Here is a 12916-nt window from a genome sequence, read left to right on the forward strand (position 1 = left end):
TTTAGATCATCATGTTGAAGTGAAGGTAGTTCATAATCCACACAGAACCTACTAAAAGGATAGCAATTGTGAGGATTGTATAAACAAATGCAATCACGTTCCAGCGTTGCTCTGAAGAAGAGTTCATATGCAGGAAGTAAACTAACTGAATAAGAACCTGAGCAACCGCAGTAATCGCGATTACGGCAACCAATAGACCACGGCTAAAACCACCTGCCATTACCATACCGAATGGAATTACGGTAAGTAGAACAGAAAGGATAAAACCGATTGTATATTGTTTAACGTTACCGTGAGCTGCACCAGCAGAGTTATGATCGTGACTCATTAGATAACTCCCATCAAGTAAACAACGCTGAATACACAGATCCAAACGATGTCAAGGAAGTGCCAGAACAAGCTTAGGCAAGCAAGACGACGAGTGTTTGGAAGTGTCAAACCATATTTCTTGATTTGGAACATCAACACAAGCATCCATACCAAACCAGAAGTTACGTGAATACCGTGCGTACCAACTAAAGTAAAGAACGCAGATAAGAACGCACTTGTGCTTGGGCCATGACCAGCATGAACTAAATGATTGAACTCATAAAGTTCCATGCCAATGAAGGCTGCACCAAATACCCAAGTAACTGCTAACCAAGTTAAAACTTGACCAACATTTTTCTTGTATGCTGCAAGAACAGCAAAACCAAAAGTTACAGAAGAGATAAGAAGGGCGAAAGTTTCAGTTAAAACGAAACCTAAAGATTCACCAAACAGCTCTTGTGCACTTGGCGTACCCACTGGAACGTGGCTACTTAATACAGCGAACGCGATGAAGAGTGTCCCGAAAAGAACCAAGTCACTCATCAAGTAAGTCCAGAAACCAAAGACAGTGATGTCAGTATCATCGTGATGATGATGTTCGTCATGTCCGTGGTTGTCGTGATGAAGTACTTCAGCCATTGTCTTAGTCCTTCTTCAAATGTTTTTCAAGAAGCGCGTAGCGTTCATTTTCAATACGTTCAACTTCTGCAGCTGGAACATAGTAGTCAACTTTCTTAGTGAAAGAAGAAACGATGAAGCTGATAATTGAAGCAATGAAAGTTACAACGACTAACCACCAGATATGCCAGATTAATGCGAAGCCCATAACTGTAATAAACATTGCAATTACGAAACCTGCCGCACGGTTTGTAGGCATATGGATGTCTTCGTATGTAGTTGGCTTAGCGTAAGCAACACCATTTTCTTTGTCAGTCCAGAAAGTATCAATACCATTGATCTTTGGAAGATAAGCAAAGTTATAGAATGGTGAAGGAGATGAAGTAGCCCACTCAAGAGTACGACCATCCCAGATATCGCCAGTAACGTCCATGTTGTCTTTGCGTTGAAGGAAACCAACAACGATTTGCATAACAAAACAGAAGATACCGATAGCAACCAATACAGAACCAAATAAAGCGATCGCTAAGTACGGATCCCATTCAGGGTTGTCATATGTATTCAAACGACGAGTCATACCCATGAAACCAAGGATATAAAGTGGCATGAATGCAAAGTAGAAACCGAAGAACCAGAACCAGAACGCTGCTTTACCCCAAGTTTCATTCAATTTCCAACCAAACATTTTTGGCCAGTAGAAAATGATACCCGCGAACATCGCGAACACTACACCACCAATAATTACGTTATGGAAGTGAGCAATAAGGAATAAAGAGTTGTGTACTAAGAAGTCCGCTGGTGGAACTGCCATTAATACGCCTGTTAAACCACCAATACCGAAAGTCACAAGGAAGCCAAGTGTCCAAAGCATTGGAGTTGTATAGGTGATGCGGCCCTTGTACATGGTGAATAACCAAGAGAAGATTTTCACACCAGTAGGGATCGCAATGATCATGGTCATGATACCGAAGAAAGCGTTAACGTTGGCACCAGCACCCATTGTAAAGAAGTGGTGAACCCATACAACTAGTGAAAGAACACCAATTGCTACAGTTGCGTACACCATAGATTTATAGCCGAACAACGCTTTACGTGAGAACACAGCAGTAACTTCTGAGTAAATACCAAAAGCAGGTAATACCAAAATGTAAACTTCTGGGTGACCCCAAGTCCAAATCAAGTTTACATACAACATTGGGCTACCACCCATGTCATTTGTAAAGAAATGGAAGCCGAAGTAACGGTCAAGTGAAAGCATTGCAATAGTCGCAGTCAAAACTGGGAATGTTGCAACGATAAGCACTACAGTAACTAATGCAGTCCAAGTGAAAATAGGCATGTCCATAAGTTTCATGCCAGGCGCACGCATTTTGATGATGGTAACGAAGAAGTTAACACCAGTAAGAAGCGTACCTAGACCAGAAACCTGAAGTGCCCAGATATAGTAGTCTACACCTACACCTGGAGAGTATTCGATGCCAGAAAGTGGAGGGTAAGCCATCCAACCTGTTGCAGCGAATTCACCAATTGCAAGAGAAGCCATCATCAAGCCCGCAGCGCCGGCGAATAACCAGAAGCTAAGAGAGTTTAATAATGGGAATGCTACGTCACGTGCACCAATTTGAAGTGGTACAGCAACGTTCATTAAACCAACAACTAGACCCATTGCTACGAAGAAGATCATGATTACGCCATGGGCAGTAAAGATCTGGTCATAGTGTTCTGGGTGTAAGTAACCTTCACCGCCACCTTTTGCAAGGAACAGTTGAAGACGCATCATAATCGCATCGGCAAAACCACGCACAAGCATGACAATTGACACGAGGATATACATGATACCAATTTTTTTATGGTCTACAGATGTGAACCATTCGTTCCACAAGTAGCCCCATTTTTTAAAGTAGGTGATACCAGCAACAATTGCGATACCGCCAAGGATCATCATTGCAACAGTAACCAACACGATTGGGTCGTGTGGAATTGCATCTGGTCCTAACTTACCTAATAAGCTCATGTCTTATTCCCCTGCAACAGTCGCATGTTCAACGCCTGCATGAGCTTCAGAAGCAGCAGCTTCGTGTCCAACAGTAGCTGTATGATCAGCACCATGGTAGTTGCTCATGTATTTGTTAATCACTGATTCGAACAATTTAGGTTCAACTGAAGAATAGTAAGTCACTGGGTGTGGCTTAGTAGGGTAAGGCTTCATTGCTTCAGCTAGAGCCTTCTCTTCAGGAGTAGTTGCTTTGGCAACTAAAACTTCGATCTGGTGTTTAGAACGGTTGCCGTCACGTAAGGTTGCAAATTCAGCTTGGTCTAAAACAGTTTTTTGAACCGCTTCAGGATTAACTGAAGAACCATTACCAGCTTTAACAGCAGAAACCCATTCAGCAAACTGAGCATCAGTCACAGCATGTGCACGGAAGCGCATTTGTGAGAAGCCATAACCTGAATAGTTAGAAGAGAAACCACGGAAGCCTTCAGCAGGACTAGTTTCATCAGCTAATAAGTTCAAGTGAGTTTGCATACCTGCCATAGCATAAATCTGACCACCTAACGCCGGAATGAAAAATGAGTTCATTGTGAAGTTAGATGTTAAACGAAGGCTTACAGGAGTTTTCTCAGGGAAGCGGATCTCGTTTACAGTCGCGATGCCTTGTTCAGGGTAGATGAAGATCCATTTAAATTGTTCAGCAATAACTTGAACAGTTAAAGGAGCTTTATCTGACTCGAGTGGACGGTAAGGGTCATACTTGTGGGAACCCCACCAAGTTAACCAAGCTAAAATAGCGATAATAATTACGGGAATACCCCAAACTACAACTTCAATTGCAGTCGAGTGTGCCCATGTAGGTGCATAGTCTGCATCTTTATTTGACGCGCGATATTTCCAACCAAACCAAAGAGCCATAAGTGCTGATGGAATAACTACCAACAACATTAGGTAGATCGCAGTAAGCATGAGGTTTGACTGACCTTCAGCAACTGGACCTTTTGAGTTTAGAAGTACCATATCACCACCACACCCAGTTAAGAGTGCAGCGATCGCAGATAAAGACAATACAGCTAAAATTGTTTGTCTCATTTTACAACCTCGGTGAAGAGTCCCATTCCCTAATTTTTAAAATTGGGATAGCGAATAAAGTGTCGCATGATTGTGATTTTTCAGATATGAAAAAAAGTTCACAATGATGTGACACCGCTACGTTGTAGGGCATTATGCCTGATATCGGCAAACTAAGCTATACATAAAGATGCTTTAAATGACTGTATTAAAACCCTATTTTGTTGGTCGGGATTGTGTTTTTTTTATCTGAATTTTATTTTAATTTCAATGTAATGCACAAAAAAGGGATGAAAAATTCATCCCTCAATAAAAGTGAAAGTTATTGGTTTATTACCTTGGTTTTTGCTAACTTGTCATGCAAAGTTTGACGCTTTTTACCGAAAATAAAAACGGAATCAATGATTGCGCTTAAAGGCATCGATAAAAAGTTCAAAAAAATAAATAAAACACTACGTAAAGTGAAGCCACGCATGAGGTTTACAGGTTGGCTGGTTTCGGCATCTACGATTTTAATTTTGGTGATTTTTTTACCAATACTTTGACCAGATTTAGCAATCAAATACGCTTGAATGAAAAGCATAATGAAGAGGTAAGCAAACATTGCAATCCAAGCTTGGTTGGGAAACATCTCAACCATTTGTGTTTGTAGTGCTTGTAAAACATTAGGGTCAGCATTTGGGGTCATCACAGCTTCCATAAACTGTTCATTTAGATTGGCAAATTGTGTCTTTTCACCTGGATTAAAAAATGCCGTTAAGATAAAAGTTGCCGGTATCCAAAGCAGTAAATCGACGATCTTAGCCAAAACACGTTTAGGAATACTTGCTAGGCTAGTTTGCAATTGTACAGCCTGAGGTTGTGTGTAGGTATTTGATGGCGTAGTTGTAGTTTGATTTGATTCGAATGCTGTCGGTGCTATATAACCTGCAGGCATATAAACCAACTGACCTTGAGTGAGTTCACCCAAAGCTTTCCATTCGGTCATACCTTGGTGCCAAACCAAGTCCGTGAGTAACACTTGTTGGCTCGCGAGCATTTGGTTAAGTTGTTCTAAGGTATAGGGACCAGCTTGTTGGTTATTTCGTGCCAAGTAAATCTGCATAAAACTAAAATCTCAAAAAACGTCTGTAAAAGTATAAATAAAAAAAAAGACCCACATGTGGGTCTTTTTTTAACACAGTTTATTAAGCTTGTTGAGCTTTTTCTTCAGAAAGGAAGAACCAAGTGTCTAATACTGAGTCTGGGTTAAGCGAAACAGACTCAATGCCTTGTTCCATTAACCATTTAGCTAGGTCAGGGTGATCTGAAGGGCCTTGACCACAAATACCTACGTATTTGCCAGCTTTACGACAAGCATGGATTGCCATAGAAAGAAGTGCTTTAACGGCTGGATCACGTTCATCAAATAGGTGAGAAACGATACCAGAGTCACGGTCTAGACCGAGTGTTAACTGAGTTAAGTCGTTAGAACCGATAGAGAAACCGTCGAAGTGTTCAAGGAACTGTTCAGCCAATAATGCGTTAGTTGGAAGTTCACACATCATGATCACTTTAAGACCGTTTTCACCACGTTTGAGGCCGTTAAGTGCTAACAATTCAATAACACGTTTCGCTTCAGCAACAGTACGTACGAAAGGAATCATGATTTGAATGTTAGTTAAGCCCATTTCGTCACGTGCTTTTTTCAGTGCGCGGCATTCAAGTTCGAAGCAGTCACGGAAATTGTCAGACACATAACGGCTTGCACCACGGAAGCCAAGCATTGGGTTTTCTTCTTCAGGTTCGTATAACTTACCACCGATTAAGTTTGCATATTCGTTTGACTTAAAGTCAGACATACGAACAATCACTGGTTTGTCAGCAAACGCTGCAGCAAGTGTAGAAATACCTTCAACTAGTTTTTCAACATAGAATTCGATAGGAGATGCATAACCCGCAGTACGTGACATTACAGCAGCACGAGTTTCACGTGGTAGGCTGTCAATATTAAGCAATGCTTTAGGATGTACGCCGATCATACGGTTGATGATGAACTCAAGACGAGCAAGACCAACACCTTCGTTAGGAATTTGAGCAAAGTCAAATGCGCGGTCAGGGTTACCTACGTTCATCATAATTTTGAACGGAAGTTTAGGCATAGATTCGATAGAATTACGTTGGATTTCAAAGTCCAAAGCACCTTCGTAAATAAAGCCTGTGTCACCTTCAGCACAAGAAACAGTCACTTCTTGACCGTCAGTCAATACTTCAGTCGCATTACCACAACCTACGATTGCAGGAACACCAAGCTCACGTGCAATAATCGCAGCGTGACAAGTACGGCCACCACGGTTAGTGACAATCGCAGCTGCACGTTTCATTACTGGTTCCCAATCTGGGTCAGTCATGTCAGATACAAGTACGTCGCCGTCTTGAACTTTGTCCATTTCTTTGATCGAAGTCACGATACGAACGCGACCAGAACCAATACGTTGACCGATTGAACGACCTTCACAAATCACATTACCTTTTTGCTTAAGCAGGTAACGCTCCATTGTGCCCACGTTTTGGCGGCTCTTCACAGTTTCAGGACGTGCTTGAACGATATAGATTTGGCCATCATCGCCATCTTTCGCCCATTCGATGTCCATTGCTGAACCGTAATGGTTTTCAATGATCAATGCTTGTTTAGCAAGTTCTTGAAGTTCGTGGTCATTTAAAGCGAATTGTTGACGATCTGCTTTTTCAACGTCTACAACAACCACTGACTTACCTGCAGCACCTTCTTCACCATAAATCATTTTTTGGTGTTTAGAACCAAGGTTACGACGTAATACAGCGTGTTTGCCTGCATTTAAAAGTGGTTTAGATACATAGAATTCGTCAGGGTTTACAGCACCTTGTACAACCATTTCACCTAAGCCATAAGAAGCTGTGATGAAAACTGCGTCGCGGAAACCAGATTCTGTATCTAGTGTAAACATTACACCAGCTGCACCTGTTTCAGAGCGAACCATGCGTTGAACACCTGCAGATAACGCAACGACGTCATGTGCGAAGTTTTGGTGTACACGGTAAGAAATTGCGCGGTCGTTATAAAGTGAAGCAAATACTTCTTTAATCGCAATAAGGACGTTGTCGATACCACGGATGTTCAAGAAAGTTTCTTGTTGGCCAGCAAATGAAGCATCTGGTAAGTCTTCTGCTGTTGCAGATGAGCGAACGGCAACCGCGATATCAGGGTTGCCGTTTGAAAGAGCTGTGAAAGCCTCACGAATTTCTTTTTCAAGTTCAGCAGTCAGCGGAGTGTCTACAATCCATTGACGGATTTTTGCACCAGTTTCAGCAAGTGCATTTACATCGTCAACATTGAGTGCAGCAAGTTCAGCGTTAATTTTAGCGTTTAGGCCACTTTGCTCGAGGAATTCACGATATGCTTGAGCTGTAGTAGCAAAACCACCAGGAACAGATACACCAGCATTTGCGAGATGGCTGATCATTTCACCTAATGATGAGTTTTTACCGCCCACGAGTTCTACGTCGTGTTTCCCTAATTTTTCTAGACCAATTACGCGCGCTTCCAAAGTTGTTACTCCACTTTTGCAGTATTAATCACTATCTTGGCATGAAATTATAACAAATTACTTAGCATTCTAAATTTACTAAGTGACAGTCATGTAAGATGGTTTACTATAAAGATTATATAGCACTAAGACAAATTTTGGAGGAGAATTTTAATGTCAGAAGGTAAACAGATTCAGCGTAGTGTTTTCTTTGTTTCGGATGGTACCGCGATTACCGCAGAAACGCTTGGTCACTCACTGTTAGCCCAGTTCCCTCATGTAGATTTTGACATTCATATTATTCCTTATATTACCTCTGAAGAAGCGGCTACAAATGTGGTTGCAGAGATCAATCTTAGAGCGCAGCAAGACGGTCAAAAGCCTTTGGTGTTTGATACCCTTGTAGACCCGTATGTACGTGACATTATTAATACTGCAAATGCAATAAATCTTGATGTTTTTGAAGGGCTTATTAGTAAATTATCTGACGAGTTGGGTACGGCTCCTACGACTTTAGTCGGTCAAACCCATGCAGTAACAGATTCTGAGTCTTATAAAGCACGTATTGATGCGGTGCATTTTGCTTTAGATAACGATGATGGGGCACGTACTCGTCATTATGATAAAGCAGATTTGATTTTAATTGGAGTATCACGTTCGGGTAAAACACCAACTTCAATCTATCTCTCTTTACAATTTGGTATTCGTGTAGCGAACTATCCTTTGACAGAAGAAGATTTGGATGACAATCGTTTACCTGCAGTTTTACGTGAGCACAAACATAAGTTGTTTGGCTTGATGATTGATGCAGAGCGCCTTGTAGCAATTCGTTCAGAGCGTAAGGCCAATAGTCGTTATGCAAGTTTTAGTCAGTGCCAAATGGAACTACGTGCGATTGAAGGTATTTATATTTCTGAAGGAATCAAATACTTAAACGTGTCAGAAATGTCGATTGAAGAAATTTCAACACGTGTTTTACAAATGACCGGACTGAAGCGTCGCATTGGTTAAGTGTAAATTGAGCCACTTTGGTGGCTCTTCTGATAATAATAAATTACCGTATAAATTATATAAAAATAGTATTAATTTCTGGTTTGTCATACTTTTAATGAATGATAAATATTTAAGATATTGATGAAAATTTTCCTCAATATTTAGACTTAAATTTTAAGCAATTTTTGCATTCATTTGTGTACCAATTCGATAAATTTCTTTGGATGAAAATTTATAAAATATCGCCAAATTGACAGCATGAATCTTTTAAAAGAATCCGTGTTTTGTTGTATTTTTATCTATGAATTAAGCCTGAATAATCCACTTGATATGAGTTGTGTAAATACAAGATTTAGCTGATTTAGTTTAATATTTAATCAACTTTTCAAAAAATACTGATTTAACTGCTAAAAAAATATGCAAAAAATAGAATAAAAAATAATCAAACAGTTGCTTTTGGATACTAAATATAAAGAAATGGCACCATTTATTTAATTGATGTGGGTGAAAAATAGTCAAATTAATAACATTCAGGCTCTAAACTCCGATATAAATTGATATTTAAACTGGATTTCAATCTGTTATTTTCCTATTAAATATAGATAACAATATAGGTAAATATCGGTTGAACATAAGCATCAATATAAATTTTTCAACTTACAGTTAAAGAGTAAATAGAGCTGTGTAAAAAAATAAGCACTGAAAAAATTATTGGTTTGACTAATCTTCTTATAGCTATATTGATCATAATTATTTCAAAGTTACACCTCTATAAACTCGCTCTATCTACAGGCGTAATGCTGATGCATGATTTATGCAATAGAGCTGATAAAGCTATTTTTCATTTATGAGTTTATAAGAATTTTTAGCCTTATCGAATTGAAGTATCCAATATAGTAGGGGAGCTACCAAAAGCCGCCAGAGATGGCTTTTGGTATTGTGATTTTTGATCAATCACAAAAATTTAATAGATGTCATGTGAAAATAATTGCAATGTCATTACTTTTCTTTGGATTGGTTAGATTCACTGCGAACAATGACATCACACTCAAACGCATGTTCATCTAAAGCCGTGATTGAATTACTCTGAATTTTAGCAATCGGCCAAGTGTTTAAGATGCAGTTGGGCTGCTGTAATGCAGCATAATAATGATCAGATTTTAGAAAAGTTTTATTTTGAATTGCGGTATTTGGACTGAGTAAATGTCTTAACCAATGGTTCGGCACTTGATCTTCTAAAAAGCGAATCGCCAAAATACTCTTAATACGATTGCTAAATAAACGTCGATTTTTTGCAATCAGTGGGTGCTGGATTAATTTATTCAGTAGACGTTCGGTGCGTGGTAAGACAAATTGCGGTTTGATTTGATAGACCATGATGTTATCTGCAACCTGACATAGATGATGTAGTTCAGAAACCACATGCTGATCTATCCCAATAATTGCGATTTTTTGCTTCTTAAAGTCATAATCTTTGATCTGTTCTGAACTGATGATCGTTCCACGAAAGTGTTCAAAATCCTCTAGATGATTATTAAAAATATGGTGGGTTGCATCCTGCTTGTTGGCCATATTTATTCCTTGTCTTTTGTTTTTTTAGTTGAGTCTTAGATAGGAATATATTCTGTGATGGGCCAGTCGGGGTAAAGCGTTTTTTCAGTCTGATGAGTCATACAATTTGTCTAGAATTGATTTGCTTGGCCCTTGTCATTTATACATTTCTAGGAGTGAACTGATTTTTTTATGCGTTGTAGTTCATTAACCGCTCAAGCAGATCGATAAAACAATGAGCGACCTGCATGAACAGCTTTTGAGATCTATAAATTTTGTGAGTTTTAAAGTGGTTCATCATCTGATGAGTTATAGTCAAGCTGACTCGGGGTTGAATGCTTAAGTTCGGGTTGGTCGGTATGTGTACGTAAATAGTCCATATCACGAATATTTTTTTGTACCGCAACTGCACCAAACAAACTCATTAGGAAAGCCATCATGTAAAACCCTTTTTCACTTAATGCCAGTTCAGCATTCCATAGGCCAATGGCAAGAAGTACGAGGCAAATAATGACGGATGCCCAGCAGAGTCCAAAGTAGATTGCAGTGACATGCATTCCTTCTAAACGGTCACGAATGATTTTTTGTAGTGAAACCGATGAAAATAATCCATAGAGCAATAAAATGAGATAAAAGCCTTTTTCATTCAGCATTATATTTGCATTGAATAAACCTATGCAAAACACCACAGCGCCTAAGATCAGTGCACACCAACTTGCTGCGATAAATGCGGGTGTGGGTTTATTAATATATTGGCTCATCTGCTTATTTTTCTCTTTGTTTTGCTTATGTTTAATATTTATACAGCAATAAAAATGAGTAAAGCAATTATTTCGTTGAGGCAATGATGGTTTTTAAGTGTAGCTTTAGTAAATGTTAGCCAAAGCATTGTTCTCGGTTGTATCCGTCTAAAAGAGCCACAAAAGACGTAATCGCAATTCTGGCTTTAGACGGATCAAACGCTTGGATTAAATCATTAAGCTTAGAGTCTTAAGCTAGATCATTTTTGATTTGCATTAAACGTTCGAAATTTTCAATGCGCTTATCGGTATCGTAAATGTCGCAGGTGAAAATAAATTCATCAACGTCATATTTAGTGAGTAGGTTTTCTAAACCTGCTCGAACGGTTGCATTTGAACCGACTTGTCCCATAGCGTAGAAATTATCAACAGACATTTTTTCTGCAGCAGACCATAAGCCTTGCATACTGTCGACTGGAGCCTTGAGTTTTAAACTTTGACCGCGCATTAAACCTAAAACTCGTTGATAAGCACTCGTTGCCAGATATTCTGCTTCTTCATTTGTTTCGGCGACAACCGTTGGTACGCCCATAGACACATAAGGTTGATCTAAATATTCGGATGCTTGGAAAGTCTCACGATAGAGCTGAATCGCTTGTCCAAGCATGCGTGGTGCGAAATGTGAAGCAAAAGAATAGGGTAGACCTAAACGTGCAGCGAGTTGTGCACTGAACAGACTTGAACCTAAAAGCCATACAGGAACATGTGTATTTTGTCCCGGTGTAGCAATGATGCGCTGCTGTGGCTCAGGTGCTTTAAAGTATTGCAATATCTCAAGGACATCTTGTGGAAATTGATCTTCGGTTTCCTGACGGCCACGGCGTAAAGCGCGCATGGTGGTTTGGTCAGTACCTGGTGCCCGACCTAAGCCGAGTTCAATGCGGCCAGGATATAGCGTTTCAAGTGTGCCAAATTGTTCAGCGACAACTAAAGGCGCATGGTTGGGCAACATAATCCCACCTGAACCGAGCTTGATAGATTGTGTATTTGCTAAGAGATAACCGAGTAAAACCGCAGTTGCAGAACTTGCTATGCCGTCCATATTATGGTGTTCAGCTAACCATAGACGCTCATAGCCAAGTTGTTCCGCTTTTTGTGCTAACTGGAGTGCATGTTTGAGTGAAAATTCGATGGTTTTATCATCTCGAACAGGTGCGAGTTCAAGTATTGAAAATTTTGTATCGGCTAGAGTACGCATGTTTTCTCTCAGAGATCTTTATATCGAAATAATACGATATAAAAAGCTGAATGTATATCGAATAAATTCGATATGGTGTGGGGCGGTGTAAAAAGACAACTTTAGATATATCTAAACTTTTTTTATATACAAAAAAAGCACCCGAAGGTGCTGATTTTTTTCCATTGAAATATATCGATTAACGTTTACCGTTTTTGTACCAACCTAAGTGACGACCATTGTCTCCACGGTAGCCTCGGTCATTGTAGCTATAATTATTGGTACGATAGCCACGGTTGTTATAACGACGATCATAGCGATCATCATAGCGGTCATCATAGCGACGGTCTTCAGACACTTTTTTACCTAGTGCAGAACCACCAGCTGAACCAAGTGCAGCACCGATATAACCACCGTTTGTGCCGCCCATGTTTTTACCTACGGTATAACCACCCGCGCCACCAAGTGCGCCACCAATGATGGCACCATTACGGTCACGTTTGTTTGCCGATACTGCTGCACCTGCACCGCCACCAATTGCTGAACCAATCATTGCGCCAGTTTGGCCGCCAACTTGGTTACCGATTGCTGCACCAACAACACCACCTAAAGCAGATGTTAATGCAGTATTGGTGCTATTACCTGCATGTGTTGCAGTCATAGTAAGTGCTGAAGCGGCAATTGCTGCACTGAATAGAATTTTATTAATTTTCATTTTTAAACTCCTTACGAAGCATGATGTTTATCTGTTGATATCAATATATGAAAACACATAGCGAATATTTGGAGCGTGATGTGAAATAAAATACGTGTTCCGTTGCTGCAATGTAAATTTTGCACTTTATTTCTACATGATTGA

The 12916-nt window shown here is 39.8% G+C and carries 11 protein-coding genes; 1 reads left to right on the forward strand and 10 read right to left on the reverse strand.

Annotation, left to right across the window (positions count from 1 at the left end; all coding sequences use genetic code 11):
• Position 1 precedes the first annotated feature (1 nt).
• The 6 genes from FTU75_RS03405 to ppsA all read right to left on the reverse strand — a co-directional run bounded on the left by FTU75_RS03405 (position 2) and on the right by ppsA (position 7557).
• Positions 2-328, reverse strand: a complete 327-nt coding sequence (locus FTU75_RS03405) for a cytochrome o ubiquinol oxidase subunit IV (RefSeq protein ID WP_078188582.1) — start codon at positions 326-328, stop codon at positions 2-4.
• Complete coding sequence (gene cyoC, locus FTU75_RS03410; RefSeq protein ID WP_078188581.1) at positions 328-948, reverse strand: cytochrome o ubiquinol oxidase subunit III; 621 nt, start codon at positions 946-948, stop codon at positions 328-330. Before cyoC ends, FTU75_RS03405 begins: the two co-directional genes overlap by 1 nt.
• 4 nt (positions 949-952) lie before the next feature.
• Positions 953-2941, reverse strand: coding sequence for a cytochrome o ubiquinol oxidase subunit I (gene cyoB / locus FTU75_RS03415; protein ID WP_078193968.1), 1989 nt, complete (start codon positions 2939-2941; stop codon positions 953-955).
• A 3-nt stretch (positions 2942-2944) separates the two neighbouring features.
• Positions 2945-4012 carry a ubiquinol oxidase subunit II gene (cyoA, locus tag FTU75_RS03420; RefSeq protein ID WP_078193967.1) on the reverse strand — a complete coding sequence of 356 codons (1068 nt, stop codon included), beginning with the start codon at positions 4010-4012 and terminating at the stop codon, positions 2945-2947.
• A gap of 301 nt (positions 4013-4313) precedes the next feature.
• Complete coding sequence (locus FTU75_RS03425; RefSeq protein WP_180115132.1) at positions 4314-5096, reverse strand: RDD family protein; 783 nt, start codon at positions 5094-5096, stop codon at positions 4314-4316.
• 82 nt (positions 5097-5178) lie between these two features.
• Entirely contained in the window at positions 5179-7557 is a 2379-nt protein-coding gene (gene ppsA, locus FTU75_RS03430; RefSeq protein WP_078193965.1) for a phosphoenolpyruvate synthase, read from the reverse strand.
• Positions 7558-7710: 153 nt separating this feature from the next.
• Between ppsA and FTU75_RS03435 the strand changes: the two genes are divergently transcribed.
• Positions 7711-8547 (forward strand): pyruvate, water dikinase regulatory protein, encoded by an 837-nt coding sequence (locus tag FTU75_RS03435; protein WP_078193964.1) that lies wholly within the window; start codon positions 7711-7713, stop codon positions 8545-8547.
• A 981-nt stretch (positions 8548-9528) separates the two neighbouring features.
• Here FTU75_RS03435 and FTU75_RS03440 read toward each other — a convergent pair.
• From FTU75_RS03440 to FTU75_RS03455, 4 genes are all read right to left on the reverse strand, one after another.
• The gene (locus FTU75_RS03440; protein WP_180115133.1) at positions 9529-10101 is read right to left on the reverse strand and encodes a flavoprotein; all 573 of its coding nucleotides are present in this window, start codon (positions 10099-10101) and stop codon (positions 9529-9531) included.
• A gap of 263 nt (positions 10102-10364) precedes the next feature.
• Positions 10365-10841, reverse strand: a complete 477-nt coding sequence (gene yiaA, locus FTU75_RS03445) for an inner membrane protein YiaA (RefSeq protein WP_180115134.1) — start codon at positions 10839-10841, stop codon at positions 10365-10367.
• Positions 10842-11070: 229 nt separating this feature from the next.
• Positions 11071-12078, reverse strand: a complete 1008-nt coding sequence (locus FTU75_RS03450) for an LLM class flavin-dependent oxidoreductase (RefSeq protein ID WP_180115135.1) — start codon at positions 12076-12078, stop codon at positions 11071-11073.
• A gap of 178 nt (positions 12079-12256) precedes the next feature.
• Entirely contained in the window at positions 12257-12772 is a 516-nt protein-coding gene (locus FTU75_RS03455; RefSeq protein ID WP_180115136.1) for a YMGG-like glycine zipper-containing protein, read from the reverse strand.
• Between the last annotated feature and the right edge of the window lie 144 nt (positions 12773-12916).

This window comes from Acinetobacter sp. YH12140 (genome assembly GCF_013418475.1).
In the GTDB taxonomy this organism is placed as follows: Bacteria; Pseudomonadota; Gammaproteobacteria; order Pseudomonadales; family Moraxellaceae; genus Acinetobacter; species Acinetobacter amyesii.

What these genes read in the sequence shown, in the direction of transcription:
- FTU75_RS03405 (WP_078188582.1), bottom strand. Translation starts at nt 328, where the DNA reads ATGAGTCACGATCATAACTCTGCTGGTGCAGCTCACGGTAACGTTAAA.
- cyoC (WP_078188581.1), bottom strand. Translation starts at nt 948, where the DNA reads ATGGCTGAAGTACTTCATCACGACAACCACGGACATGACGAACATCAT.
- cyoB (WP_078193968.1), bottom strand. Translation starts at nt 2,941, where the DNA reads ATGAGCTTATTAGGTAAGTTAGGACCAGATGCAATTCCACACGACCCA.
- cyoA (WP_078193967.1), bottom strand. Translation starts at nt 4,012, where the DNA reads ATGAGACAAACAATTTTAGCTGTATTGTCTTTATCTGCGATCGCTGCA.
- FTU75_RS03425 (WP_180115132.1), bottom strand. Translation starts at nt 5,096, where the DNA reads ATGCAGATTTACTTGGCACGAAATAACCAACAAGCTGGTCCCTATACC.
- FTU75_RS03435 (WP_078193964.1), top strand. Translation starts at nt 7,711, where the DNA reads ATGTCAGAAGGTAAACAGATTCAGCGTAGTGTTTTCTTTGTTTCGGAT.
- FTU75_RS03440 (WP_180115133.1), bottom strand. Translation starts at nt 10,101, where the DNA reads ATGGCCAACAAGCAGGATGCAACCCACCATATTTTTAATAATCATCTA.
- yiaA (WP_180115134.1), bottom strand. Translation starts at nt 10,841, where the DNA reads ATGAGCCAATATATTAATAAACCCACACCCGCATTTATCGCAGCAAGT.
- FTU75_RS03450 (WP_180115135.1), bottom strand. Translation starts at nt 12,078, where the DNA reads ATGCGTACTCTAGCCGATACAAAATTTTCAATACTTGAACTCGCACCT.
- FTU75_RS03455 (WP_180115136.1), bottom strand. Translation starts at nt 12,772, where the DNA reads ATGAAAATTAATAAAATTCTATTCAGTGCAGCAATTGCCGCTTCAGCA.